The organism is Pseudoalteromonas sp. S327 (assembly GCF_005886415.1).
Lineage (GTDB): Bacteria > Pseudomonadota > Gammaproteobacteria > Enterobacterales > Alteromonadaceae > Pseudoalteromonas > Pseudoalteromonas atlantica.
In genome coordinates, this window is record NZ_PNDP01000016.1 from 114983 (window position 1) to 141904 (window position 26922).

21 protein-coding genes are annotated in these 26922 nt (G+C 40.7%); 7 read left to right on the forward strand and 14 right to left on the reverse strand.

Annotated features, from left to right (window positions below):
• Positions 1 to 70 precede the first annotated feature (70 nt).
• On the reverse strand, positions 71 to 1606 hold the full coding sequence (locus CWB60_RS06595) for a GGDEF domain-containing protein (protein ID WP_138577201.1): 1536 nt from the start codon (positions 1604 to 1606) through the stop codon (positions 71 to 73).
• Positions 1607 to 1809: 203 nt separating this feature from the next.
• On the opposite strand from CWB60_RS06595, the gene CWB60_RS06600 reads away from it, so the two are divergent.
• The 3 genes from CWB60_RS06600 to CWB60_RS06610 all read left to right on the forward strand — a co-directional run bounded on the left by CWB60_RS06600 (position 1810) and on the right by CWB60_RS06610 (position 7402).
• Positions 1810 to 3600 carry a M61 family metallopeptidase gene (locus tag CWB60_RS06600; RefSeq protein WP_138577199.1) on the forward strand — a complete coding sequence of 597 codons (1791 nt, stop codon included), beginning with the start codon at positions 1810 to 1812 and terminating at the stop codon, positions 3598 to 3600.
• Positions 3601 to 3744: 144 nt separating this feature from the next.
• Positions 3745 to 5817, forward strand: coding sequence for a sensor domain-containing protein (locus tag CWB60_RS06605; protein WP_138577197.1), 2073 nt, complete (start codon positions 3745 to 3747; stop codon positions 5815 to 5817).
• A gap of 313 nt (positions 5818 to 6130) precedes the next feature.
• Positions 6131 to 7402 carry an O-acetylhomoserine aminocarboxypropyltransferase/cysteine synthase family protein gene (locus CWB60_RS06610; protein WP_138577195.1) on the forward strand — a complete coding sequence of 424 codons (1272 nt, stop codon included), beginning with the start codon at positions 6131 to 6133 and terminating at the stop codon, positions 7400 to 7402.
• Between the two features lie 8 nt (positions 7403 to 7410).
• Here CWB60_RS06610 and CWB60_RS06615 read toward each other — a convergent pair whose 3' ends face one another.
• From CWB60_RS06615 to hisG, 11 genes are all read right to left on the reverse strand, one after another.
• On the reverse strand, positions 7411 to 8217 hold the full coding sequence (locus tag CWB60_RS06615; RefSeq protein ID WP_138577193.1) for a glycosyltransferase family 25 protein: 807 nt from the start codon (positions 8215 to 8217) through the stop codon (positions 7411 to 7413).
• Between the two features lie 63 nt (positions 8218 to 8280).
• Positions 8281 to 8466: a DUF1289 domain-containing protein gene (locus tag CWB60_RS06620; protein WP_024031736.1), complete on the reverse strand. Its 186-nt coding sequence runs from the start codon at positions 8464 to 8466 to the stop codon at positions 8281 to 8283.
• On the reverse strand, positions 8467 to 8961 hold the full coding sequence (locus CWB60_RS06625) for a lipoprotein (protein ID WP_138577191.1): 495 nt from the start codon (positions 8959 to 8961) through the stop codon (positions 8467 to 8469).
• A 123-nt stretch (positions 8962 to 9084) separates the two neighbouring features.
• On the reverse strand, positions 9085 to 9699 hold the full coding sequence (hisIE, locus tag CWB60_RS06630) for a bifunctional phosphoribosyl-AMP cyclohydrolase/phosphoribosyl-ATP diphosphatase HisIE (RefSeq protein WP_006793442.1): 615 nt from the start codon (positions 9697 to 9699) through the stop codon (positions 9085 to 9087).
• Positions 9690 to 10469: an imidazole glycerol phosphate synthase subunit HisF gene (gene hisF / locus CWB60_RS06635; RefSeq protein WP_006793443.1), complete on the reverse strand. Its 780-nt coding sequence runs from the start codon at positions 10467 to 10469 to the stop codon at positions 9690 to 9692. The genes hisIE and hisF overlap by 10 nt, the downstream gene beginning before the upstream one ends.
• A complete protein-coding gene (locus CWB60_RS06640; RefSeq protein WP_138577189.1) occupies positions 10451 to 11185 on the reverse strand; it encodes a 1-(5-phosphoribosyl)-5-[(5-phosphoribosylamino)methylideneamino] imidazole-4-carboxamide isomerase in 735 nt (244 codons plus the stop codon). Before CWB60_RS06640 ends, hisF begins: the two co-directional genes overlap by 19 nt.
• Positions 11186 to 11218: 33 nt before the next feature.
• Complete coding sequence (hisH, locus tag CWB60_RS06645; protein ID WP_004586382.1) at positions 11219 to 11809, reverse strand: imidazole glycerol phosphate synthase subunit HisH; 591 nt, start codon at positions 11807 to 11809, stop codon at positions 11219 to 11221.
• Positions 11806 to 12867, reverse strand: coding sequence for a bifunctional histidinol-phosphatase/imidazoleglycerol-phosphate dehydratase HisB (gene hisB / locus CWB60_RS06650; RefSeq protein ID WP_024031732.1), 1062 nt, complete (start codon positions 12865 to 12867; stop codon positions 11806 to 11808). Before hisB ends, hisH begins: the two co-directional genes overlap by 4 nt.
• Entirely contained in the window at positions 12864 to 13973 is a 1110-nt protein-coding gene (gene hisC / locus CWB60_RS06655) for a histidinol-phosphate transaminase (RefSeq protein ID WP_138577187.1), read from the reverse strand. Before hisC ends, hisB begins: the two co-directional genes overlap by 4 nt.
• Entirely contained in the window at positions 13963 to 15264 is a 1302-nt protein-coding gene (gene hisD / locus CWB60_RS06660; protein ID WP_138577185.1) for a histidinol dehydrogenase, read from the reverse strand. The genes hisC and hisD overlap by 11 nt, the downstream gene beginning before the upstream one ends.
• Before the next feature lie 5 nt (positions 15265 to 15269).
• Positions 15270 to 16169, reverse strand: a complete 900-nt coding sequence (gene hisG, locus CWB60_RS06665) for an ATP phosphoribosyltransferase (RefSeq protein ID WP_004586378.1) — start codon at positions 16167 to 16169, stop codon at positions 15270 to 15272.
• Between the two features lie 435 nt (positions 16170 to 16604).
• On the opposite strand from hisG, the gene CWB60_RS06670 reads away from it, so the two are divergent.
• A complete protein-coding gene (locus CWB60_RS06670; protein ID WP_004586377.1) occupies positions 16605 to 16853 on the forward strand; it encodes a hypothetical protein in 249 nt (82 codons plus the stop codon).
• Between the two features lie 79 nt (positions 16854 to 16932).
• On the opposite strand, the gene CWB60_RS06675 is transcribed toward CWB60_RS06670, so the two are convergent.
• Positions 16933 to 18870: a cytochrome c/FTR1 family iron permease gene (locus tag CWB60_RS06675; protein ID WP_249318347.1), complete on the reverse strand. Its 1938-nt coding sequence runs from the start codon at positions 18868 to 18870 to the stop codon at positions 16933 to 16935.
• A gap of 133 nt (positions 18871 to 19003) precedes the next feature.
• Positions 19004 to 20287 carry a cation:proton antiporter gene (locus tag CWB60_RS06680; RefSeq protein ID WP_064387250.1) on the reverse strand — a complete coding sequence of 428 codons (1284 nt, stop codon included), beginning with the start codon at positions 20285 to 20287 and terminating at the stop codon, positions 19004 to 19006.
• A 503-nt stretch (positions 20288 to 20790) separates the two neighbouring features.
• Between CWB60_RS06680 and CWB60_RS06685 the strand changes: the two genes are divergently transcribed.
• From CWB60_RS06685 to yoaA, 3 genes are all read left to right on the forward strand, one after another.
• Positions 20791 to 22971 carry a M4 family metallopeptidase gene (locus CWB60_RS06685; RefSeq protein ID WP_138577183.1) on the forward strand — a complete coding sequence of 727 codons (2181 nt, stop codon included), beginning with the start codon at positions 20791 to 20793 and terminating at the stop codon, positions 22969 to 22971.
• A gap of 73 nt (positions 22972 to 23044) precedes the next feature.
• Positions 23045 to 24898 (forward strand): M20/M25/M40 family metallo-hydrolase, encoded by a 1854-nt coding sequence (locus CWB60_RS06690; protein ID WP_171036123.1) that lies wholly within the window; start codon positions 23045 to 23047, stop codon positions 24896 to 24898.
• A 98-nt stretch (positions 24899 to 24996) separates the two neighbouring features.
• Complete coding sequence (gene yoaA / locus CWB60_RS06695; RefSeq protein ID WP_029772969.1) at positions 24997 to 26913, forward strand: DNA repair helicase YoaA; 1917 nt, start codon at positions 24997 to 24999, stop codon at positions 26911 to 26913.
• The last annotated feature ends 9 nt before the right edge of the window (positions 26914 to 26922 follow it).

The window sequence follows — 26922 nt, forward strand, 5'->3', positions numbered from 1 at the left end:
CCTTGCTGCTTAAAATGTAAAAACTGCATGTCATCTACTTTAGCACTCAAACTAATTGAGAATTATGACATTATTTACTCATACAAAGGCGATCCCGACCCGTTTTCTTTGCTTCATAAAGGGCGTCATCTGCTCTGTCGAATGCTTTGAGCGGTGTATCGCCTTTTTTAAATTGTGTAGCGCCTAACGAAATGGTGATTTCTATTTCTTTTTCTCTAAATTTAAAAGGAATATTTTTAATCACTTTTCTAAGTTTTTCAAGCGGCTGCGCTGCGTTTAACAACGAAAGCCCAGGCATAAGTAGTACAAATTCTTCTCCGCCGTAGCGGGCTATAAAATCAGACTGCCTTACTGATTTTTGCAGCGCCTTTGCAATAACTTGTAAGGTTATATCGCCTGCAGTATGACCAAATCTATCATTAATTGACTTAAAGTGATCCACATCAATAACCACTAGGGTAACATCCGAGGCTTGGACATTAAATAAGTGAAGCTCGTGATTGTAACGTTCATCAAAAGCCGCTCTATTAGGAAGTTTTGTAAGGCTGTCGAGTAAACTTTTAAAGCGTTGCTCGTTTAGGCGTTTTTTATATTTGGTTAGTTTGCCTTCTAAGCTGCCAATTCGCTCGTTAATTTCATCAAAGCTGGCAATCAGCGTTTCGCGGTCTTTTCTTTCTAGCTGCTCTTTAGCAATAAAGTCTTGGCTGAGTGATTTTAGCTCGTTATCAACTAATTCTTTTAAAGAGGAAATAGACGTAGCAGATTGGGTTTGCTCGTTTAAATGCTTTATTTTTCCTTCAATACGTTTATTTAGTGTATCGAACTCTTCACCCATTGATTTAGAGTGCTGGCTGGTAGATACAATTGATGAGTGCAACTCTTCTAATGTTTGGTTAAGCGAGACTAAAAAGCTTTGTGCCGATTGGCGCTCTTTACTGATATTTTTGACCACGACGCTTATTATATTTAAAGCAGCTTGCAGCAGGGCTTCTAAATTATCGTTTTCGGTAATTGTATTTTTTATTTGTTTAATTTGTTCAGTCGATTCATCCTCTAACACCAGCTCATTTGCAAGCTCTAACAGCTTTTTAGCCATACGAGGAGAAGCATTGGTACTTGTTTCATCCGTGATTGAAAGCTTGCTATGCAAAGCATGGTGATAAAAGTTAATAAGCTGATTTAATATCGGGATGTAGTCGTGCGTAGACTGTACATTATTAATTTCGTGGTCGAGTAAATGTCTTAAGGTGCGGCGGGTATCATCTGGTAAGCCTTTGGTTTTTTGTAAAAGCTTACCGGCTGTTTGTACGCTCGAAAACAGCTCTCGCTGATGGGCTGTTTGTAACGCCTCTTGGTTTTGCAGTAACAATAAAATGTCATCTATTAAAGGGGATAATATTTCAAACCCAACACCTTTATTTAGCGAACTTCTAAATTTGGCGAGTTTATTATCAAGCTCAATATCAAGCCCTTTACAGCTTAAAGACAATTTTGCAGTTAGATTTGATAAAGTATCAACTTGGAGCTTACGCGCATTTTCAATGGCTACCCTTGCTTCAATTGCTTGCTTTAACTTTTTATCTACAGCGTTAGAGTTTTCAGACACCTAAGCATACCGCCATTGTATTAATTACATTACCTTCAGTTTACAACAAAATCATATTAAGTGTAGTTATCTAATTAAAAACTTAGCATTTTTACTTAGACCTTGCATGTAAACTGAGCTATTAGGTTGTTTGTCGTTTTTAATTCACTTTTAATTTATGCCTTGTTAGGCTTATTTCAAATAATAAGTAACCTTGAGTCATTATGAAAAAGCGTTTAGTCCTGTCAATGTTAGCGGCCTGTTGTGCAGCCCCTGCGTTAGCCGATGTAAATTATTCTTTAAGTATTACACAGCCACAACATCATTTAGGTAATGTAAGTGTAGAGTTTCCAAAGTCGGCGCAATCGCATATCGATGTTAAATTGCCTGCATGGCGTACTGGTCGCTACGAAATATTAAACTTAGCCAATGGGGTACGTTACTTTGCGGCCACAGACGACAATGGCAATGCATTAAAATGGGAAAAAATTAATCACAGCACATGGCGAGTGCATTTAGCTGAGCCAACACACGTGAATATTGATTACCAAGTATATGCAAACGAGTTAGGTAAACGTGCACGCCACATAGATGATAGCCATGCCTTTATTGATGCGTCTGGCTTTTTTATGTTTAGTGAATCGTTTCGCCAAGAACCAGTTACCGTAGATTTAAAGGTGCCAAAAGCGTGGCGCTCTGTATCAGGTATGGAAAATGCGAGTAATAAACACAGTTTTAAAGCCGCAGACTACGATGTACTGGTAGACTCACCAATAGAGACAGGAATTAACAAACTTCATAAATTTGAAGTAGATGGCCGCCAATACGAGTTAGTTATATGGGGCGAAGGCAACTACGATGAGCAACTAATGCTTACTGATTTAAAAAAATTAGTCACCACAGGTAATGTTATTTGGAATAGCTACCCGTATGAGCGTTATGTATTTATGGTGCATGCTACATCGGGTGCTGGCGGGGCAACTGAGCATTTAAACTCAACCATTATACAGCGCCCACGGAATCGTTTTGGTAGCCGCGAAGACTACTTAGGCTTTATAAGTACCGCCGCGCATGAATTTATTCATACTTGGAATGTAAAAGCTTACCGCCCTAAAGGGCTGGCGCCTTATGATTACACCAACATGAACTACTCAAATTTATTATGGATTTCGGAAGGTTCTACTAGCTACTTTGAAGATCATCTATTAGTGCGCTCAGGCATAGAAACCACCGATGAGTTTTTTAAAGTGATGAGTAAAACGATTAATCGCCACTTACAAACACCGGGTCGAGAAGTACAAAGTGCCAGCGAAACAAGCTTTGATAAATGGATAAACCAAGGCGGCGACCACGCGCGTAATTACAGCACCAATATATATTTAGAAGGCTCATTGCTTTCTATGTTGTTAGATATACATTTATTAGAAACAACCCAGGCAAAAGTTAATTACCGCCAAGTACACAATGCTTTATACAACAAGCACACGTTACCACAAGGGTTTACTGAGCAAGATGTACTGGCAATATTAAAAGAGCTAACAGGTGAAGACTACACAACGTGGTGGCACGATAACGTGAGCACCCCAGCTAATATCGATTTTGATGCTTTATTAGGTAAAGTTGGCTTAAAGCTTACTCGCCCTGAGAGCGCTAAGCCATTAGCAAGCATTGATGCCACTGCAAAAAATAGCGGTGAGTTATTAACGCTTAGCCACGTTCGCAGAGGCGGAGCAGCATGGCAGGCGGGCCTCACAACAGACGATAAAATTGTGGCGGTTAACAAGCAGCATGTAGGAAAAGATTTAAAATCGAGCTTAGAAGTATTTAAAGCGGGTGAAAAAGTCACTATCGATTTTATTCGTCGCGATGCACTTCAATCGACAACCCTCATTTTATCGCAAGATTATGATAAACCTAAAAAGGTGGTTGCTGATAAAAATGCAACTTTATCTCAACGCGCTTTATTTAAAGCATGGGTGGGGGTAGAGCACCCGATTAATGTGCAAGCTGATTAATCATAATAGCGTTTAAAAAAAGGAGCTTTGGCTCCTTTTTTTATATCTTATGCAAAGGTATATCACTTAAAAACCAACCTAAAAGTGCTAATTTTAAGAGTACGTCCTATTATTGTGTTAATAACGACTCTAGGTTGCGTATAAATGAAGTCATTAAAAACCACTCAAATCCTCTCACATCAATTTGTGCTTAACGATCCGCTGCATCAGTTATTTGATGCGATACACAGTATTTCTGTGCAAGGATACGATGAGCAGCGCCGCGTTATTTATTGGAATAAAGGCAGTGAACTGCTTTATGGCTATACAAAGGAATACGCAACCGGAAAAAAACTAGAAGATTTAATTATCCCACCTCCAATGCAAGATGCGGTTATAGATGCTCATCGTGAGTGGCTCATAAACGATATCGAAATACCCGCGGCTGAGCTTACATTACAGCATCAAAATGGCAGCAATGTTACTGTGTTTTCAAGCCATGTTATGTTTACAAATCAGCATGGGGTAAAACAGATGTACTGCATAGACATAGACTTGAGCGATGTAAAACAAGCACAAGCGCAAGCTATGGATAAACAGCAGATGCTCGAAAAAGTATTTGAAGCCATTCCTGATTTGTACTTTTTACTCAAACCGGATGGCACCATAGTTGATTACCATGCAAATGATTTGAGCAACTTACATTTACAGCCTGAGCAATTTTTAAATAAATCGATGTTTAGCGTATTGCCCTATACTGTAGCCAAAATGTTTAAAGACAATATTCAAGAGCTGTTAATTCACAAAGGTAATGTATGCTTTGAATACGAACTTTTAGTACCCAAAGGCGTGTTGTATTTCGAAGCGCGAGTGAGTTATTTACATCATTCAGACCAAGTAATGGTGATAATTCGCGACATAACAGAGCAGCATGAGTCAAACAAACTTATACGTAAACAAGCCTATTACGATAGCTTAACGCTACTCCCTAATCGTTTTAATTCTTTAAAACGACTTACTCAGCTAATTAACACTGCGAGCGAAAAAAACACTTTAGCCGCTGTTATTTTTATCGACTTAGATGACTTTAAAAAAGTAAACGACACACTCGGGCATGAAATTGGCGATTCATTACTTATCAGCGCCGCTAATAAATTGAGCCAAATAGTTAATGAAAACGCGACCGTAGGCAGGTTGGGGGGCGATGAATTCATTATTTTACAACCAGAGCTACACAGTAAAAAACAGCTAGACGAGATTGTTACACGCTTACTTAAAAGCTTTAGAACCCCCTTTGAAATAGATGGTCGCGAATTGTTATTAACGTTAAGTATTGGCGTGGCTTTGTACCCTGATAATGGGGTAACAGCCTCTGATTTATTACGCCATGCAGACACAGCAATGTACCAAGCAAAAGCGCTTGGCAGAAACACCTACGCCTGCTTTACCAGCGAAATGAATACCGCCATAAAAAGGCGGTTAGCAATAGAAGAGCAGATGCATGTTGCTCTTGAAAAAAATGAATTTGAATTGTATTTCCAACCTAAATGCGATGCTAAAACACTTAAAATAATTGGGGCTGAGGCGCTATTACGCTGGAACAATAGTGTGCTTGGTAAGGTTATGCCCGATGAGTTTATTCCGTTAGCAGAGCAAACAGGTTTAATTATTCCAATTGGAAAGTTTGTTATTGAGCAGGCATTAGCATTTTTAACGCAGTGGCAGGCAAGCTCTCAACAAAACTACAGCATGGCAATTAATTTATCACCAAGCCAATTTAGAGATTCAGAGCTGCTAAGTTTTATAGCAAGCACGTTAGAAAAAACCGGAGTAAGTTCTAAAAATGTCGAGCTTGAAATAACTGAAGGTGTGTTAATGAGCGTACAAACCAATATTACAGAGTCATTGTATGCACTTAATAAGCTCGGTATTAAACTATCCATGGATGACTTTGGCACAGGCTACTCATCGCTTAGCTATTTAAGGCAATATCCGTTTGAGGTATTAAAAATAGATCGCAGCTTTATTTGTGGTATTACCGAAAACCAAGAAGACTACAGCTTAGTTAAAGCCACAATTGCAATGTCGCATAGCTTAGGCTTAAGTGTGGTAGCTGAAGGCGTAGAAACATCAGCACAACAAAAATTACTAGCCGAGCTAAATTGCGATTTGATTCAAGGTTACTATTTTAGTAAACCGCTGCCTGCGGTACAGTTACTTGATTTTAAAGCGTTATAAGTACATTTATTATAAGTGTTAACCTAGACCCATTGAGCTTTAAATAGCGTAAATTGAGGCGCCCACCGCATTTAGTATTTAAACCCTTTAGCCAAATAACGCTACGCATTAATATGATAGGCTTTACTGCTACTGCTTTGGTATTTAGATAAAACAAAACCTACGTAGTTAAATAAAACACCCACTAGATTGAGTAAAACTCATCCCGCAAACTTTAATACCCCTGACACTCATAATTCATTAATTTAATTCATGTGCATTTTATAAGCTAATGATGCTAGGTTTAATCATCACAATATTGAAGGAAATAATTATGAAACTAGAGTCATTAGCACTGCACCATGGTTACGAGTCTGAAGAAACCACTAAATCAGCAGCAGTGCCTATTTATAATACCTCATCTTACACGTTTGATAATACGCAGCATGGCGCTGATTTATTCGACTTAAAAGTACCAGGCAATATTTATACTCGTATTATGAACCCAACCAATGCGGTGCTTGAACAGCGTATTGCTGCAATGGAAGGGGGCATTGGTGCGCTAGCGGTAGCCTCAGGCATGGCAGCTATTACCTATGCTATTCAATGCTTGTGTGAAGTAGGCACTAATATTGTGAGCACCAGCCAAGTATATGGCGGTACATATAACTTATTTGCCCATACGTTACCGCGCCAAGGTATTGAAGCTCGCATGATTAAAGCTGATGATTTTAGCGCCTTTGAAGACGCGATTGATGATAATACCCGCGCAGTATTTTGTGAGTCCATTGGTAACCCGGCAGGTAATATTGTCGATATTGAGCGTTTAGCTAACATTGCTCATAGTAAAGGGGTGCCACTTATTGTTGATAATACCGTTGCGACCCCGTATTTATGCCGCCCATTTGAGTTAGGTGCCGATATAGTGGTTCATTCACTGACAAAGTATATAAACGGACACGGTACAGCTATTGGCGGTATGATTGTTGATTCAGGTAAATTTGATTGGAAAGCCAATGCCACACGCTTTGCAATGATGAATGAGCCCGATCCGTCTTATCACAATGTGGTCTATACCGATGCCTTTGCAGAAGCAGCCTTTATTGGTCGTTGTAGAGTAGTGCCACTTAGAAATACCGGTGCAGCACTTGCGCCCAAAAACGCATCTGACATTTTAATTGGCCTAGAAACCTTAGGTTTACGAATGGATCGTCACTGCGAAAACGCGCAGCAACTGGCTGAATACTTAGAAAATCACCCTAAAGTACTTTGGGTTAACTACGCTGGTTTAACATCAAGCCCACATAATGCAATGAGCCAAAAAATCACCAGTGGTAAAGCCTCAGGCATTTTAAGCTTTGGTATCGCGGGCGGCCTTGAAGCAGGCACGCGCTTTATTGATGCGCTTAATATGATCCTGCGTTTAGTTAATATTGGCGATGCTAAATCGCTGGCTTGTCACCCAGCGTCAACCACGCACCGCCAATTAAATGATGAAGAGCTTGCAAACGCAGGTGTGAGCCGTGATTTAATTCGCCTATCAGTCGGTATTGAAAACATTGCCGATATTATTGCCGATGTAAGCCAAGCGCTCGATAAAGCATAGTTATAAAATTAAGAACCTTGCGTGAGTAAAGAAGGTGCTTTTGTAGCGCCTTTTTTATTAGGTTTAATTTGCTTGGTTTGTTTTATAAATGCATTTGTATAAAGTTTATTTAAAACGCCGCTGTGTAATTGTTGAAACTTACGTATAAAAAAAGCTTTTTTAACCTTGGTTTTAGTAGCGCAGCTTGCAATATCGCTCTGTATGTCTGTATTTTGCGAAACAGGGTATGGCATAAGCGAAAAACCATTTACGTGGGTTTCCCAAATATGCTGTAAGTCGCAATCTACAGGGCGGCCAAATTGAACTGTGGCTTTAAGTAATTGCTTAGCCCCTTCATAGCTTATTGCCGTAGCACAACAGCCGGTCATTAGCTTTTTATGTATGACTAATTGCTGGTGGTTATTTAGGTTTTGCTGATAGGCAATAGGGCGAGTGCGGTTTTCATAAGCGGCGAGTTTAATAAGCTGCCAGGGCTGCTGTAGCTGCTCAATATTTTTTATCGCATTATGAATGCTCTCATCAATATAAAAGTCATCCTCGAGCACAATCGCGTAATCTAGTTTTTCATCAACTATCTTTTGCCATGCTTTACGGTGGCTTAAATAGCAGCCAATTTGGCCATTGCTTAGCGGATAGTGATACTGCTGTTTATTCAATTGCGGGCTGTAATGTAGGAACTTTTGTTGTGTACTTAATTGTGCGCCATCTACGGCATCAATTCGTTCAAATGACAAGTTAACACGTGCCAGTTGCGTTTGAGTATTTGCGAGTCGCTGCGCGGAGCGCGCTAAGTTTATTACAAATAATGCTGCCATGATGTTCACCCCCTACCGTTTTTAGCAATACTAAAGGGGGGCTGTTACACGCAAGTGGCAAATTTATGGCTTTTTTAAGTCAGCTCGCGGCTGCGCTAAAATGGCGTTTTTTTCTTCTTGGCTGAGGATGATCCAATCAAATATTTCTTCATTAGTTCGCCCGCAGCCAGTGCAATAACCGCTGCGGCGCTCACATATGCCTAAACAGTCTGTTTTTAACTTAGTGTTTGAGTGTGTGGGTTTTTGCATTTAATTTCCTAGCGGTGGAGCAATTTCAAAACGGGTAATATAGCGCGTTCTGCTTTGAGAGGTAAATAAGGTGATAACTGGGTGAGCTTCATCCAAAACAAAGTTACTACTGATTGAAGTTGCTGACTCTTTCGTATTTTCGTACCAGCCTTGTGACGCTACACATTGACGTATTTTATCCACTGTTTGTATATGTAGATTTGTGGCATGGGCTTGTTTGTTTTCACTCGTGCATTGATAACTAAACTGCTTATTATGTTGAGTAATGGTGCAGGTATTGCCTATAAAATGGGTATTAGCATGCCACTGGTTTATAAAATCATTCCCCACTTTATTTGCTTTTACTGCATTAAAGCCATTAGCGTGCGCATTAAGTAATGTGTTTAGTGGGCTACACGTGTTTTGCGTTTTTACTATTTTGGGCGCAGGGGCTTTTTGGCTTACACAACCTGTTAATACCAATAAGGATAAGGCTGTGATAATTGATTTATTCATAAGCAACGCTAAAAGAATTAGATAAGCTGCACCATACGCAACCTATGTAAAAAAATAAATACCATAACGTAAAAAGGCCCATAAAATATGGGCCTGTAAATGCGCTAAAACAAAGCAGCTGTATTATTTATGGCGACCTTGTAGGCATTTTACAACGTCTTCAAGGGCTAAGCCTTGGCGTTGTAGCAATACAGTAAGGTGATAAATTAAATCAGCCGATTCGTTAGTAAGTTCATCGTTATCGTGTTTCATTGCAGCAAGCGCTACTTCTACGCCTTCTTCACCTACTTTTTGACAGCTACGGCTTAAGTCTTTAGCAAACAATGAAGCGGTGTAGCTTTTTGCTGGGTCGTCGTTTTTACGCTCAACAATCACATCTTCTAATTGCGCTAAAAAGCTTAGGCTAGGTTTTGCGTCATCACCAAAGCAGCTTTGTGTGCCTAAGTGACATGTTGGGCCTTCTGGATTAGCCAGTACTAAAATTGAGTCGTAGTCACAATCGGTATGCACCGATACTACGTTTAAGTAGTTTTCTGATGACTCACCTTTGGTCCATAAACGTGACTTCGAACGCGAGTAAAAGGTTACTTTGTTACTTTCAAGCGTCGCCTTTAGTGCTTCGCTGTTCATAAAGCCTTGCATTAAAATAACACCAGAGCGAGCATCTTGAACAATCGCAGGGATCATTTCGCTTTTAGCAAAATCTACTTGAGTTTGGTTTTGTTGTGTTACTTGCATAGTCTTGCTGCCACTTGGTTATCAGTTAAAAATTGTTTTAATTCGCCAATGTTAATCACATTTTTGTGAAAAACGCTTGCTGCTAATGCGCCATCGACTTCGCTTTGTTTAAATACATCAACAAAGTCTTGCATACTGCCTGCACCGCCTGATGCGATTAAAGGAATATTACATAATGCGCGCATTTTACTTAACTGCTCATTGTCGTAACCGTTACGTACGCCATCTTGGTTCATACAGTTTAAAACAATTTCGCCTGCGCCTAAGTCTTGTACGCGTTTAACCCATTCTTCGGTTTTGTAACGTGTACGGCTTGATGCATTAGGATCGCCGGTTAATTGATACACTAAGTATTCGCCGGTCACTTCATCGTAAAAGCTATCAATACCTACAACAACACATTGCTTACCAAATTCATCATGCAGCTCTTTTATAAGCTCAGGGCGGGCAATAGCAGGGCTGTTAATACTTATTTTATCAGCGCCACGCTCTAGTACACGTGCTGCATCGGCTACCGATTTAATACCGCCAGCCACACAAAATGGAATATCGATGTGGCGGGCAATGCTCTCTACCCAATTTACATCAAGTAGGCGTTTTTCAACACTTGCGCTGATTTCATAAAAAACCAGTTCATCGGCGCCGGCATCGCTGTATGCTTTTGCCATTGTTAAAATATCGCCCACTATTTCGTGGCCTTTAAATTTAACGCCTTTTACTACTTGGCCGTCTTTTACATCTAAACACGGGATTATGCGTTTTGATAACATGCCAACGCCTCCTCAACACTAAATGCGCCATCAAGTAGTGACTTACCTAAAATAACGCCTCCTACGCCCAGCTCTTTAAGCTTTTTAATGTCATCAAGTGAGCTTACGCCACCCGAAGCTTGCACTTTAATGCTGCTGTTATGGCGACTTAAATCTTCATAAAGCTCAAACGATGGGCCGGTCATGGTGCCATCTTTACTGATGTCCGTACATAAAAAGTCAATAACGCCCAAGCTTACATAAAAATCTACAAGCTCAAGTAAAGCAAACTCAGATTCACTTAACCAACCGTGCGTAGCAGGTGCCCAGCCAGTGGCTGTTTTATTTACATCAAGGGCAATAACAAAGTGCTCGGCGCCAAATTGTTCAATCCAGGCTTTTACTTGCTCGCGTTTTTCTACCGCCATAGAACCAATAACAACTTGGTTAGCACCGGCTTTTAGCCAATCGCTTACATCTTGCTCTGAGCGAATACCGCCGCCCACTTGATACGGTACGTTAAGCGCTTTAGTTGCAGCTTGAATATGTTGCCACTGTTTTTTACTTGGATCGCGTGCGCCTTCTAAATCTACAAGGTGCAATTTACCTGCGCCGCTGTCGGCGTATTCTTTTAAACGTGCGCCAAGCTCAAAAGGGTAAAACTGAGCGGTGTCGTACTTACCTTGGTATAAACGAACAATTTGATTTTGTAATACGTCTAATGCTGGAATAATCACAAATAATCTCTTTATTGTTGGTTAATGGGCCGTTTATAACTGCCAATCAACAAAATTTTGTAATAAACGTGTGCCTACTTTTGCACTGCGCTCTGGGTGAAATTGCATGCCAGCGTAGTTGTCTTTTGCAACTATGGCTGAAAAGGTTTGGCCGTATTCGCCGCTTACAAGTGTTGCATCGTTCACGGTGTGCGCAAAGCTATGTACAAAGTACACTTGCTCGTCTTGTGTTAAGCCTTTGGTGAGTGCATGCTCTTTATTTACGCTTAAGTTATTCCAACCCATATGCGGCGATGTTAAATTGCCAACATCAAGGGCTTTTACTTGGCCTGGTATTTTACCTAAGCATTGTACGTTACCTTCTTCGGTGCTTTCGCACAGTAACTGCATACCTAAGCAAATTCCCATAAGTGGGCGCTGGTATTCGTTTATAGCTTGTTGCCAGCCATTATCTACAAGGCGTTTCATGGCAACAGATGCATGTCCAACGCCTGGTAATATTGCACGCTCAAAACCAGCTAATTGCTCTGGTGAGGTAATGACTGTTGGCGTTTGACCTAAACGTTCAAAGGCAAAACGAACTGAATTTATATTGGCACACCCGGTATTAATTATGGCAATCATAAACATCCCTTAGAGCTGGCTGTTTGTTGGGTCGTGTCTTGTGCTACTGCCATACGAAGGGCACGTGAAAACGCTTTAAATAAGCCTTCTACTTGGTGATGACAGTTACCGTCGCTCACCGATAAAATAAGGCTAATAGCGGCATTATCGCTTAAGCTTTTGAAAAAGTGCTCAACCATTTGTACGTCTAAATCGCCGGCTTTTTCGCGGCTAAAGTTAGCGTTTAATACAAATGAAGCGCGGCCCGATAAATCAATTTGTGCTTCAGCTTTACACTCATCCATAGGTAGCGCAAAACCATAGCGCGCTATTTGCGATTTAGTACCCAGCGCTTGTTTAAGCGCAACACCTAGGGCAATACCAATGTCTTCAACAAGGTGGTGCTCGTCTATGTGTAAATCGCCTTTCGCTTTAATATTTAGACCAATGTTGGCGTGGGTGCGAATTTGATCAAGCATATGATCAAAAAAGCCAAGGCCTGTTTCAATGCTACCGTTTTTAGTTTGATCTAGGTTTATGGCTACATCAATTTGGGTTTCTTTGGTGTTACGCGTAACACGGCCTTCGCGATTGGCAGTTGTAAGCTTTGTAACAATGGCAGGCCAGCTGCCATCATACAAAATGCCTTCACAACATAAGTTTTGAGCAAGGCCAATATCGGTTTGACGATCGCCAATCACGTATGAGCGAGCTAAATCAACCTTGCCTGAGCGCATAAGTTCAGTTAATAAACCTGTTTTAGGTTTACGGCAATCACAGTTTTGCTCGTCAAAGTGTGGACAAATTAATACTTCGTCAAAGCTAATGCCTTGGCTTTGCAGTATGTCCATCATTTTATCTTGTGCTATATCAAAGTCAGCAGTCGGGAAGCTGTCTGTGCCTAAGCCATCTTGGTTAGATACCATTACTAAGCGGTACCCTGCGGCTTGTAACTGTAATAAAGCCGGGATAACACCAGGTAAAAACGCTAATTTTTCTAGGCTGTCTACCTGTTTGTCGGTGATTGGCTCTTCAATTATGGTGCCGTCACGGTCAATAAATAAATAGGGGTTACTCATGATACTTCTTGTCCTGATAAAAGAGGTGAGGTTGCTGGCTTATCAAGGCCATCTAACCAAATTTTTACTTGCTCAAGTTCTTGCTCATTACCAATGGAGATACGTAGCCAATCGTCTTCACCGTATAGGGTAAACGCGCGCATCACTAAACCTTGTTCAAGTGCTACTTTAAAGTAGTTTTTGTCGGCTAATTTTAAGGTAACAAAGTTACCTTCACCAGTGAGAATTTTTAATGCAGCTGGGGATGCGTTTAACCACTGTACAAGTTTAGCTTTTAAACTATTTAAAATAGTCACTTGTCGGCGCATTGATGTTATTGCATCAGGCGCTATGGCTTGTGCTGCAATACTTGCTACCACACCCGATACCGGATACGGCGCAATCACTTTACGAATAGGTGCAAGTACACTTTCTTGTGCAAGTGTAAAGCCGGTTCTTAGCCCTGCAAGCGCAAACGCTTTAGATAAAGTGCGCAGTACCACTACATTACTATATTCGTTAATCAGCGCTGTAGCACTTTGCTTAGGGCAAAACTCAATGTAGGCTTCATCAACAATAACTAAAGCTTTACCGGCAAGTGCTGTTGCAATTGCTTTTACTTTTTCAAGGGGGGTTATGCTACCGGTTGGGTTATTTGGATTACAAATAAACACCAATTTTGAGCTGCCCACTGCCTCAACTATTTCATCAACACTGCCATCAAGTAATAACGCTTGGGTTAAGCCATTGATTGCAACGTTGTGCGTATCAGCGGTTACCTTGTACATACCGTAGGTTGGCAAAAATAACGCGATACTGTCTTTTGCAGGTTCGCAGTAGGTACGTACTAAAAGCTCAATGCCTTCATCGGCGCCACGCGTCATTAATACGTTTTCGCTTTCAAGCTCTGCATACGCAGCATAGCGGTCAATAACCAGTTGCGGTTGTGGATCTGGGTAGCGATTTAAATCTTCAATACTCAGTTCAATATTTTTAGCGTACGGGCTTTCATTGGCATTTAACCACGTTGACCCTGTTAGCTTTTCACTTTTAGCAGAGCTATAGGCAGCAAGAGCTGCAATATTTTGTGGTAATAAGCTAGTCGCTTGTGCGCTCTCATTGCTCATTTTTAATTGCCTCTAAACGAATTGAAACCGCATTTGCGTGTGCATCAAGGCCTTCTGCATCTGCTAGTGGCAAAATAGCTTTTGACAGCTGTGTTAGGCCACTTTTACTTATAGTTTGTACTGTGTAAGTGCGGAAAAAATCAAGCAAGTTTAAGCTTGAATAGGTTGCACTGTAACCGTAGGTAGGTAACACGTGGTTAGTACCCGATGCGTAATCGCCCGCTGATTCTGGCGTGTAGTCGCCAACAAATACCGAGCCTGCATTTTTTACTTTATCTAAGTAAGGTGTTGAATCTGCTAATTGCAAAATTAAGTGCTCAGGGCCATATTGCGCTGATACGTCAAATGCTTGCTCAACAGAGTCGACTAAAATAAGTGATGAATTAGCCAGAGCTTGCTCGGCTGTCTCTTTGCGGCTTAAGTTAGCAAGCTGGCGTGTAAGTGCCCGCTGCGTTTGCTCAATGATACTTTCGCTGTTACATAATAAAATAACTTGCGAGTCTGCGCCGTGCTCAGCTTGCGAGAGTAAATCTGCCGCTATAAATTCTGGGTTTGCACGCTCATCTGCAATAACTAGTACTTCAGAGGGGCCTGCTGGCATATCGATTGCCATTCCAGGGATCGTTTGCGCAACAAGCTGTTTGGCCATCGTTACAAAGCTATTACCTGGGCCAAAAATTTTGTTCACTTTAGGCACTGATTCAGTGCCGTAGGCCATTGCGGCAATTGCACCTGCGCCACCACTTTCAATTAAAGTTGTAATGCCACATAACTTAGCTGCATATAATATCGCAGGGTTAATGCTTTCATCACCTTGTACAGGGGTTGCAAGTACGACGGTTTTAGCACCACTTAATTGTGCAAGTACACCTTGCATAATAACCGATGATGGCAGTGGAGCACTGCCACCTGGTACATAAATACCCACAGCTTCGATGGCCTGATATTTCAGTTCACATTCAACGCCAGGTTGGGTTGATAACTTAATATCTTTAGGCAATTGCGCTTCGTGAAAACGTTTAACGTTTGCATAAGCGGTGTCAATTGCGTATTTAAGCTCTGCGCTTAGTGCTTGCTCTGATGCGTTTATTTCATCAAGCGGTACACGTAAACGAGGGTTAGCTCTATTATCAAACTTTTTAGCCATATCAAGTAAGGATTTATCACCTTGCTCTTTCACATCGCTCATAATTGTTTGGCATATAGCTTCAACCTTTGCGCTGGCAGAAACCGCAGGGCGCATTAGCGCCGCTGCTTGTACTTGTGAAGATTCCTCATTCCAACGAAGCATGGTACTTACTCCATCATTTTTTCAATTGGCATTACTAAAATAGAGTTAGCGCCTAGGGCTTTAAGCTGCTCCATTGTTTCCCAAAATAATGTTTCGCTGCTTACCATGTGTAGCGCTACGTACTCTTCGTTACCAGCAAGTGCAAGTAGAGTAGGTTGGCCAGAGCCTGGTAAAATTTCGCAAATTTCATCAAGTTTAGTTTTTGGCGCGTGTAGCATAATGTATTTGCTTTCTTTAGCTTGTTTAACACCACGAAGGCGCGGCATAAGCTTATTGATTAGTGCTAGTTTGTCTTCATCTTGCAGGTCTTTATTTTGAATTAAACACGCGTTTGATTCTAAAATTGTATCACCTTGAATCAAGCCGTTCGCTTCAAGCGTTGCACCGGTAGAAACTAAATCACAAATTGCATCTGAAAGACCGGCACGTGGGGCTACTTCTACTGAGCCTGTAAGCATTACAGTGCTTGCATTAATGCCTTCGCGCTTTAACCACTGCGTTAAAATTTCTGGGTAGGTTGTTGCAATACGTTTGCCTTCAAACCAGCTTTTATCACGTGGGCCAAGCTCTTGTGGCCATGCAAGTGCAAGGCGGCAGTAACCAAAGTCTAGTTTTGCTAGTTTGCTAACTTCGCTTGGTACACCTTGGCGTTCGCGTTCGGCTTGTACTTCTACTAGTACGTTTTCGCCAACAATACCTAAATCACAAACACCGTCCATTACTAAGCCCGGAATATCGTCATCGCGCACACGAAGTACGTCAATTGGCATATTGGTTGAGTGTGCAATTAAGCGTTGCTCACGTAGGTTTAATTTAACACCTAGTTGCTTTAGTAAATCTTGACAATCTTTAGACAGGCGACCGCCTTTTTGGATGGCGATACGTAGACGATTTGTGTTACTCATTATTCATTTTCCTTTAATTTAAAAACTAAAAACCCCGAGGGGAACCTCAGGGCGAAAATGAATCAATGTGTTTTGAATCGCCAGAGGTTCCTTTTAGGAATAACCTCTCAGCGAAAGACCTGACAGGTTATTCCGGTGAATGGTGGTGATGATGTACTGTTGTCAGGTTTAAGCGCATTTTTGTATCCTATTTTGCTTACCGCTATTTAGTGAGCGTTAAGCTTTAATCTGTTTCAATAAATTTCGCATTCATAAAAACATAAACCGCCTAGCTAAGGCAAGTTTTTTTTTACCAAATTAAAGCATATCTTATAACTGCCGATAATATTGAGAGCTAATCAGTATTTTTAGTTGTTTTAATGTTTAAATTGTAGGCAAATTGGGCTTTGTTGGTCAATTTATCTAATTTTTAATAAACAGGTTAAGGAGGGGAGTATGGATATAATGATCCCTTTTTTAGGGAAAATTTCGCGGTTAGAGCTTGAGCCAAAAAGTACATTTCATATTGCAGGTGTGCAAAATATGCCGCAAGCGCAAAAAATTAAGCTTGAAAATGAAAAAAAGCAGACGCTCAACAAAAAAAGATTAGCGCAGGCGCAGGGCAAAAAAAGTGCAAGTGCAGCTAATGAAAAAGCGATTACCGTAGATGACGAAGGGAATAAACATTTAGATACGTGGGCATGATCTAAACCCTTAATAGTAAAAAGCCACGTACAACTTTTTACTATTAAGGGCGTGTTGTTCTTTACGCTTTATATATTTGTTAGTGCTTTTTAGCTTTAATAATGTAAAAGCTAAATATAACAGCTACGGTAAGTTGCGCTATAAAGCCTTGCCACGTAGATTTTAAACCCAGTAGTGCAATATCGAAGTTTATCGGCATTACACTAATCGCGACTAAATCAGCCTCTTGTAATGCAATGACAGCTTTACCCATTAATACAAAGGCAAGTGCAAATAATAGGTAAGTTGTATACGCAAAAAACTTAGCAATAGGTAATTTAATCGAATATTTAACTAACACCCATGCAATAAGCGCTAATAAAACCACACCCAATGCAAAGCCCATCGCAACCGATGAATACTGTGCTTGCGAGCTTTGCGTTAATAACGACTGATAAAATAATACCGTCTCGAACACTTCACGATATACCGCTATAAACGAGAGGCCCGTGAGCCCCCATAGTGTGCCAGACTCTAATCGCGTATTAATATTTTGCTGAATATATGCCTGCCACTGCTGAGCACTGGTTTTACTGTGCATCCATACCCCAACATATAGCAAAATAATAGCTGCAAATAGGGCGCCTATACCTTCCATTACTTCACGGCTGGCACCACTTATTTGTATTAATGTTTGCGCTGCTGCCCATGTTAAGCCACCTGCTATGAGGGCCATTACCCAGCCAATATGAACGTATTTAAGCGCATCCTGGCGTTTGGTTTTTATAAGTACGGTCATTAGCGCTATAACAACTAATAGTGCCTCTAGGCCTTCGCGCAGCAAAATAACTAAACTGGCTGATAGCAAGGCGCCATCACTAAGTGTGGTGTCATTAAGTAGGTTGTTTGCTTTTGTTAATTGTGCAAGTACAGCATTAACTTGCGCACTGACAAGCTCGGTGTTTTTTTCATTTTTGAATGTGTTACGTAAGTTCATCAATTGTACTTCAATGCTTTTACGCAAGCTTTCATCGTATGCATTTAAGTTATTTTCTATCAGCTCAAAACCATCTAAATAGGCACTGATAGCCAGTTCGCTGGCTTTTGCATATTCACCATTAGCATGTGCATTTTGCGCTGCAATAAGTTGCGAGCGTGCAACGCTAAGTGGCTGAGCTTTGTTTTTAAATAAGTGTTCTGGATTACCGCGCAGCCACTTAATAAATTGAACTTGGGCAGGGGATTGATTTTGTGAAAGCTGCGCAGGGTTAAGATTAATGATGTCTGAAGTGCTGATTGTCTGGTTATTGTGTTGCGGCTTAGTTATATCTTGAAAAGCTAAACTTCCTACATAAAAGGCGAGTGACCAACGTTGTTGCTCATTAAATTGGCTAAAAGCAACCATTGGCGTATCGTCTATGCCATTGGATACAGCTTCATATAATCCCATAATTGTGCGATTTGTGGCTCGCTCTTTATCCGTAAAGTTGGTGGGCTGTGGTGTTAAACCTTTAGCAAGTGGGCCATCACCTTGTCCATTTATGCCATGGCACATAGAGCAATTTTCTGCAAAAAGTGCTTTTGTTTGTTTTAGGGGTAATAAAGATGTAGGCAAAGAAAGCTGTGGCATAAATTCAAGCAAAGACTCCCTAAGCTTTGAGCTGGCAGCACGAACACTTTGTACGCTTTGTTTATTTATAATGGCGTTATGTAAGGCGCCAGCTTGTATTTTTATATGACTGTATTGATTATTAGCACTGCTTAACTGTGTGGCTAGCGTGCTTATTAAATTTGCAAACTCAGACATTTCTTGAAATTCGTCTTTACTGACTACCTCGCCTTTTTGCACCGCGCCAACGTAATCAACCCCTACGTACTCTGCAAGTTGTGATATTTGTTTAATCTTAGCTTGCTCAGCAGGCGTTGAGGCAAAAGCAGAAAAACATAAAAAAGTGAGTAAGAACAAAGGAAAGAGAAAAACGTGGCGACGTGTAATGCCATAAAATAACGAAAAAACACTGGTATACTTACTGGACATAATTAGCCCTATAAAAAACATTTAAAATTAAAACTATTTTTATTACGCTTAAAATAAATAAAACCGTGCTAAAAATAATCCCCCATAAATAACTAACCCGCAGTGAATAGACTGCGGGTTTAATAAAGAAAACTTAGTGACTTTGCTCGGCAGATTTAATACTACTTTGAATGAGAGGAGAGATAGTTAAACCTTGCACAATAATAGAAAATATAACCACAACATAGGTCACAATAACGATTAAATCATGCAGATCACTGCCTGATATAAATACTTGATCCCGAGGAATAGCTGCAGCCATAGCTAATGCTAAACCGCCACGTAAACCACCCCATGTTAAAATTTTAACGCTGTGTTTGTCGTAGTTTTTAAAGCGCTTAAATATTACAAATGGCGCACCAACACTAATAAAACGTGCTAATAAAATAGCAGGGATCATAACAAGGCCTAAGCCAATTTCACCCATTGTTACTGGCATAGTGACAATCAGCATACCAATAATCAAAAACAACAAAGCGTTTAAAAAGCTGTCGGTGGCGTGCCAAAAGTCTTTAATATAGCGCGTGTTTTCAGGCCCTGTGCGCTCGGTTGCTTTTGCGCGAGTAATATTACCTAAAATAATACCACTGGTTACCATGGCAAGCGCACCAGATATTTCCCATACATTGGCAGCGGCAAAGCCCGCAGTTGGAATGGTTAAGGTTATTAATAGGCGTATATTTACATCTTTACAGTTAATAATTAAAAAGTGACCCACAAGGGCCATTGCTAAACCAAACACGATTCCACCTATGGCATCAACAAAAAACAGCTCTGCAATGTCGGCTGGGTTGGCATCGGTGCCAAAAAATGCAACAGAAAACAGCGTAGTAAAAATTACCAAACCAATACCATCGTTAAATAAAGACTCGCCTTCTACCTGTACCGAAATACCTTCAGGGGCGCGTAATTGTTTAATAATTGCCAGTACAGCAATTGGATCGGTTGGGCTTATTAAGGCGCCAAAAAGTAAACAATAAATAAAAGGGACGGGCCAGCCAAGAGCGGCAAAAATATAAAAACTTAAATAGCCAATTAAAAAAGTAGAGACTACGGTAGAGAACAAAACTAAAGCGGTTATTTCCCATCGTTGTTTACGCAGTGCCAACAGGTTAATTTCTAAAGCACCTGCAAATAACAAAAATCCAAGCATGCCTTTTAAAAGCAATTCATTAAAATTAATACTGGCTACAACTTGCGTCATTTCCAATGCAGTTGTATCGCCTAATAACTTAACTGAAATAATTAATAACAACGATATAACAACCGAGCCCGTTGTTATAGCAATCGTTGTTTGCATTTTAAGAACATACTGGTTTGCATAAGCAATAAAAATTGCGATAGCAGAGAGAAAACAAATGAGATACCAAGCATTCATTGGCTAACCTTAAATTTATTTTAGAGAACAAAAAAGAGCGAATTAAACGAGCCGTATATTACTCTTGTGACTAGGCTGTGTCACAGTATTTATGGGGCTTTTAGCACTTTTTTTATGTCTTTAGGAGACATATAGTTAATGCAAATTTACTGGTGTTATTGCTTGTAATGAAGAGATTAATACAAAGTTGCCTAGGCAACGTAGTGGCTAATTAATGCCGTTAATTGAATAAAGTAAACGCGGCTATTTTGCGGGTGTAATAGTGTAATTTAGTGTAAATATATGTATACAATTTGTATCTGTTTAAGGTTTCACTGATTTTGTGTGTTTTTTAACCTACTGTAATTTCTGTTGTTCTTACGTTTCCTAATACTTTACTTGTAAATTAAATGTTTAATTTTCATAACTCAAATTTGTAACATAAGCTTGATCCTTAATCGGGTACAAGTAGTTCCGGTTAATACAAATCCACTACAAACTAAATATTTTGACGGAGCGTAAACGTGAATTTATCAAAAATCACATTAGCAACTTTTGCTGCTTTAACCTTGGTTCAAGCAACAGATGCAGTAGCTGCGAACAAGAAATACCTAAATCAACAAACGGCTTTAAATAACATGATGCAATCAAATTCTGCATCCATTTTATCTACTAGCCCTAAAGACTTGATTGGGTTAAGTGTAAGGAACGAGTTAGTTGTATTAAAAGAGTTTATAAGTAATAACGGTGAAGTAACTCGCCGATATCAGCAAACATATCAAGGTTTACCAGTAATTGGTGACACTTTAAGCCTTTCATTTAAAAATGGCATGCTTAAAAAAGCCCATGGGGCTGCGGTGTACGATATTGAAGGCGATATAAACGATGTAAGCGCTAAATTATCTGTAAAACAAGCCATGCTTCAAAGCCAAAATGTAGGCATAGCTGCAAAAACTAAAGGTTTAAAAAAACACAATGAGAAATCAAGGTTAGCGATTTGGGTTGATCAACAAAGTAAGGCGCATTTGGTGTATGAAGTATCGTATGTAACCTACGGCAAATCGCCATCACGCCCTTATCAAATAATCGATGCTAATACCGGTGAGGTTTTGCTCAGCTACGATAACTTACAACATGCTGATGCTACGGGACCAGGGGGGAATCTCAAAACAGGTAAATACATTTACGGTACTGACTTTAGCAACCTAGATGTGTCTCAATCTGGTAACACCTGTGTTATGGATAATGCCAATGTAAGAACTATAAATCTCAATGGCGGCACAAGTGGCTCTGCTGCCCATTCATTTACTTGCCCAGAGAATACAGTAAAAGAGATAAATGGGGCTTATTCGCCGCTTAACGATGCTCATTATTTTGGTAACGTTATTTTTAATATGTATAACGACTGGGTGGGATCGCCACCGCTAAGTTTTCAGTTAAAAATGCGCGTACATTATTCAAGTAATTATGAAAATGCATTTTGGGATGGCAGTGCAATGACCTTTGGCGACGGGCAAAGCACTTTTTACCCACTCGTAAGCCTTGATGTATCGGCGCATGAGGTAAGCCATGGCTTTACCGAACAGAATTCTGGCTTAATTTACAGCGGTAAGTCTGGTGGCTTAAATGAAGCTTTTTCAGATATGGCTGGTGAAGCGGCTGAGTATTACATGAAAGGCACTAACGATTGGTTAGTCGGACAAGATATTTTTAAAGGCAATGGCGCGCTTCGCTATATGAATAACCCATCACAGGATGGACGCTCTATAGATAATCAAGGTAGTTATACCTCAGGCATGGATGTGCACTATAGCTCGGGTGTATTTAACAAAGCATTTTATAACCTTGCTACTACATCCGGCTGGGATACTAAAAAAGCATTTGTAGTCATGGCACGTGCGAATCAGCTTTATTGGAGTGCGAGTACAAATTGGGATTTGGCCGGTAACGGCGTTATGGACGCTGCGTGTGACTTAAATTACAACCCAAGCGATGTACAAGCTGCTTTGGCGGCAGTGGGAGTTAGTTCAAACCTAAGTGCAGGGAGCGATTGCTCAAGCACACCTGTGCCTACGGATGAGGCGTTAACAAATAAAGTGGCACGTACGGGGATCAGCGGCTCTGCAAAAGCGCAGATGTTTTTTACACTCGATGTACCAGCGGGGGCAACAGATCTTGAGTTTAATACCGCTGGTGGCTCGGGCGATGCAGATTTATATGTAATGTTTGGAAGTAAACCCACACTGAATACGTATGACTGTAAAAGTACCACCTCTTCAAGCACCGAAAATTGCAGTATTTCGAACGTCCAAGCAGGCACCTACTATGTAATGGTAGAAGCATGGAATGCTATAGCTGATGTATCGCTTACTGGGAGTTTTAACAATTCAACAGGAGGCGTCACACCGATTAACAGAACCGAGTCTAATATTAGTGTTTCAACTAATAGCTGGGCTCGATTTACTCAAGACTTAGGAGCGGGCTATAGTAATTTAACCGTTACTATTTCTGGTGGAAGTGGCGATGCCGATCTTTATGTAAATTATGGTTCAGCGTCGAGTACGTCAACTTATTTGTGTAGACCTTATAAAAATGGCAACAGTGAAACGTGTTCGTTTGATAACCCACAATCAGGTACATGGTACCTAGATTTAAGAGGGTACAGTAATGCAAGCGCAGTAACACTGAGTGTGTCTGCTAATTAAACATTGATACCAGGGGCCTAGTGCCCCTTTTTAATTTTATGGATACCAGTATTGCCAATTATAAGGAATACCAATGAAACCTTTTAAACTACTAAGTGCACTGAGCTTATTTACTACAATGGGCGTTGTAGCTCAAAGTGAAACAAACAAAGTGTGGGTAAGCATAGATTCAACTGCAGCGGCACATTATGAGTATACCCAGCATGGATTAGTGCAAAGATTGCCCTATGCACAGCGCTCAACAAGTGCGCTTGAAAATATAGACTTGGTGAATATACCTGCTGATCAGGTAAATAATCTAAGCGAATTTATGCACCACAATTATAATCGGTGCGGTGGGTTTGTGGCACATGATTCATGGCAAGAGGCGAGCAGTTACGCAACACAATTAGCCGCGGCGCATACTATACAAAATACATTAGCATTTAGTTATTCTATTGATAACGAACAAACAGTACAAAATTTAATGTCATCAATTAGCACCGTTAACCTCGATAGCACTGTTAACTCTTTAACCAGTTTTAATAATCGTTATTACACCTCACAAGCTGGGATAGATGCTGCAAATTGGTTAAACACATATTGGCAACAAATAGCGCAAAGTCGCAGTGATATTAGCATTGCAACTTACCCGCATAATTGGGCGCAATCGTCGGTTATAGTGACAATTGAAGGCAATGAAAAAGCAGATGAAATTGTTATTATTGGCGGCCACCTTGATTCGATAAATCAGTCAAACCCAAGTAATGGACGTTCACCCGGTGCTGATGATAACGCCTCAGGCATTGCTGTGCTATCAGAGGCGCTGCGCGCTATTGTACAAACTAATTACAAACCACAGCGTACGATTCAAATTATGGCGTTTGCAGCGGAAGAAGTTGGCCTTAGAGGTTCAAGTGATATTGCGAGCAGCTACCAATCGCAGGGTAAAAATGTAGTGGGCATGGTGCAGTTTGATATGACAGGCAATAATGGCAGCCTTGAAGATATAGTCATGATGACTGATTACTCTAACAATGCACAAAATCAGTTTTTAGCAGCGCTTTTAGATACCTACTTACCGCAATTAAATTATGGATTTGATCAGTGTGGTTATGGTTGTTCTGATCATGCGTCATGGTATCAGCAAGGGTTTGCAGCCTCTATGCCTTTTGAATCAAAAATGGGCGATATAAACCCGCTTATTCACACCCAAAGCGATAACCAATTTGATGCTCAACATGCCAGTAAATTCGCAAAGTTGGCAGTAAGTTATGTTGCCGAAATGGCAAAAAATGCCGGCGATACTTTGCCTCCTACTAATAACCAATTAACCAATGGGCAAACACTTAGTGGGATCACAGGGGTTGCAAAAGAGCAGTTTATTTACACATTAGCTGTGCCACAAAGTGCGAGCAATTTAAATTTTATTACGACTGGGGGCACAGGCGATGCAGACTTATATGTACGCTACAATCAAGCACCTACGCTGAACGATTATGATTGTAAAAGCACTACCTCAAGTAGTAATGAACGTTGCGATATTAATCCCTCTAGTGAAGGAGTTTACTATGTGATGGTACACGCATGGAATGCGATAGAAAATGTATCCCTAACCGGAAGTTACAATGAAGGGGGGAGTATTGAGCCTATCAATCGGAGCATAACAAACATTAGTGTTTCTGCTGGGAGCTGGCAACGCTTTAGCCAAAGTTTAAATACGCAGTACGCATCATTAGATATAACAATGTCTGGTGGCAGTGGCGATGCTGATTTATATGTAAACTTTGGCACTCCTTCTAGTGATTCTGAGTACTTGTGCAGGCCATATAAAAATGGCAATAGCGAAACCTGTTCGTTTTCTGCGCCACAAACAGGTAATTGGTATATCGATTTAAAAGGGTATAGCAATGCCAGCAATGTCACGTTATCTATAAATGCACAATAACGTGTAAAGGGGTGTGAGCCCCTTTGCAAAATTCTAATTTCAATTGGCTTGCCCTTATAGCCAGGCTTACGTAAAATCTCGCTATTATTTTTTGTAAAGTGACTGGTATTATCAAACAGCTGTTTAGTGCAACCGGGCCGTTAGCGTTATCTTTAGATGGATACACGCCTCGCCAACCTCAAATTGATATGGCCGTTGCCGTTAACGATGCATTAAAAAATAGCACGCAGTTAGTGGTTGAAGCGGGCACTGGTACAGGTAAAACGTTTGCCTATTTAGCGCCTGCCCTTAAATCTAAAGGTAAAACAATTATCTCTACAGGCTCTAAGGCCTTGCAAGAGCAGTTATACCACCGCGATTTACCTCAGCTAGTAAAAGCACTTAATGCATCTAAAAAAACCGCATTATTAAAAGGGCGCGCTAATTATCTGTGTACTTATAGGCTAAACCAACATGTAGCCCATGTACCAACAGACGATCCTGATGTAATGCATCAACTTGCTATGGTTGCAAAATTTGCCAGTGAAACACACTCGGGTGATTTAGCTGACTGTATTGGTATTGAAGAAGACGCCAAGGTACTGCCCTATGTTAATTCGACAGCCGATAATTGTTTAGGCAAAGAGTGTCCAGACTTTCAATCATGTTATATACGCAAAGCGCGTTTGAATGCAGCCGAAGCGGATGTAGTGGTTATAAACCATCATTTATTTTTTGCTGATATGGCAGTAAAAGACTCCGGTTTTGCCGAACTTATGCCCACTGCCGACGCTTATATTTTTGACGAAGCACACCAGCTTAGCGAAATTGCCAGTGACTACTTTGGTGAAAGTATTAGCACTAAAAAGCTGGTGGATTTAATTAACGATTTACGCGCTATTTACCGTGCAGAAATTCCCGATATGCTGCAACTTGGCAAAAGCCTTAATAAGCTAGAAACCAGTGTGGCTGATTTACGTTTACAGTTTGGTGTAGATGGTAGCCGAGGTGATTGGCGCGAAAAGCTCAGTGATAAATTAATTTGCGCGGCGCTGCATCGGGTAATTAGCGATTTAGACTTTGTTTATCAGGTATTAAAACTGTGCCTAGAGCGCAGTGATAAAATAGAGCATCCGTTTGAGCGCACTTTAGCGTTTAAAGGTCAGTTAGAGCGTGTTTTTGATACCGCACAAACGGGCTTTAGCTATTGGTACGAAACCACGCGGCGCTATTTAACGGTTAATATTACGCCACTTAATGTCTCCGCTAAATTTGCTCAAATGATGAAAGACACCGGCGCAGGGTTTGTATTTACCTCAGCCACGTTATCGGTTGATAATAAGCTCGATCACTTTAATGCAAGCTTAGGTATTACTCCTGCGCAAAGTATGATGGTTGATAGCCCCTTTGATTATCCTAATCAGGCGCTTTTATGCTTACCACGATATTTGCCTGAATCGCACGCAGAGAACATGCCTCATGCAATTATAAAATTAACCCTAGAGCTGATTAAATCGGCTAAAGGGCGTTGCTTTGTGCTGTTTACAAGTTACCGAATGATGCATTTGGTGGCTGAGGGGTTAACCACACAAATGGACTACCCAGTTTATATGCAAGGGCAAATGTCTAAGCGTATAATACTGGAAAAATTTACGCGCCATGGTAATGCGGTATTGTTAGGTACTGCCTCGTTCTGGGAAGGGGTTGATGTACGTGGTAGCACGCTAAGCTGTGTTATTATCGACAAGTTACCTTTTGCAGCACCGGATGACCCATTACTGCAAGCCAAAATGCAAGATTGCCAAATGCAAGGCAAAGACCCGTTTGCTCATATACAGTTACCGCAAGCTGTTATTGCGCTCAAGCAGGGCGTGGGGCGTTTAATACGAGATAACAAAGATAAAGGCGTGCTGGTTATTTGCGACAACCGATTAGTAACGCGCCAATATGGCCAAGTATTTTTAAAAAGCTTACCGCCGATGCGCCGCACGCGAAGCTTAGAAGATGCAAACACATTTTTAAAACACATTAACTAGAGTACTAAA

Excerpts from the sequence above, each read along its gene's own strand:
- CWB60_RS06600 (WP_138577199.1), top strand. The coding sequence starts at position 1,810 with ATGAAAAAGCGTTTAGTCCTGTCAATGTTAGCGGCCTGTTGTGCAGCC.
- CWB60_RS06605 (WP_138577197.1), top strand. The coding sequence starts at position 3,745 with ATGAAGTCATTAAAAACCACTCAAATCCTCTCACATCAATTTGTGCTT.
- CWB60_RS06610 (WP_138577195.1), top strand. The coding sequence starts at position 6,131 with ATGAAACTAGAGTCATTAGCACTGCACCATGGTTACGAGTCTGAAGAA.
- CWB60_RS06615 (WP_138577193.1), bottom strand. The coding sequence starts at position 8,217 with ATGGCAGCATTATTTGTAATAAACTTAGCGCGCTCCGCGCAGCGACTC.
- CWB60_RS06620 (WP_024031736.1), bottom strand. The coding sequence starts at position 8,466 with ATGCAAAAACCCACACACTCAAACACTAAGTTAAAAACAGACTGTTTA.
- CWB60_RS06625 (WP_138577191.1), bottom strand. The coding sequence starts at position 8,961 with ATGAATAAATCAATTATCACAGCCTTATCCTTATTGGTATTAACAGGT.
- hisIE (WP_006793442.1), bottom strand. The coding sequence starts at position 9,699 with ATGCAAGTAACACAACAAAACCAAACTCAAGTAGATTTTGCTAAAAGC.
- hisF (WP_006793443.1), bottom strand. The coding sequence starts at position 10,469 with ATGTTATCAAAACGCATAATCCCGTGTTTAGATGTAAAAGACGGCCAA.
- hisH (WP_004586382.1), bottom strand. The coding sequence starts at position 11,809 with ATGATTGCCATAATTAATACCGGGTGTGCCAATATAAATTCAGTTCGT.
- hisB (WP_024031732.1), bottom strand. The coding sequence starts at position 12,867 with ATGAGTAACCCCTATTTATTTATTGACCGTGACGGCACCATAATTGAA.
- hisC (WP_138577187.1), bottom strand. The coding sequence starts at position 13,973 with ATGAGCAATGAGAGCGCACAAGCGACTAGCTTATTACCACAAAATATT.
- hisD (WP_138577185.1), bottom strand. The coding sequence starts at position 15,264 with ATGCTTCGTTGGAATGAGGAATCTTCACAAGTACAAGCAGCGGCGCTA.
- hisG (WP_004586378.1), bottom strand. The coding sequence starts at position 16,169 with ATGAGTAACACAAATCGTCTACGTATCGCCATCCAAAAAGGCGGTCGC.
- CWB60_RS06670 (WP_004586377.1), top strand. The coding sequence starts at position 16,605 with ATGGATATAATGATCCCTTTTTTAGGGAAAATTTCGCGGTTAGAGCTT.
- CWB60_RS06675 (WP_249318347.1), bottom strand. The coding sequence starts at position 18,870 with ATGTCCAGTAAGTATACCAGTGTTTTTTCGTTATTTTATGGCATTACA.
- CWB60_RS06680 (WP_064387250.1), bottom strand. The coding sequence starts at position 20,287 with ATGAATGCTTGGTATCTCATTTGTTTTCTCTCTGCTATCGCAATTTTT.
- CWB60_RS06690 (WP_171036123.1), top strand. The coding sequence starts at position 23,045 with ATGAAACCTTTTAAACTACTAAGTGCACTGAGCTTATTTACTACAATG.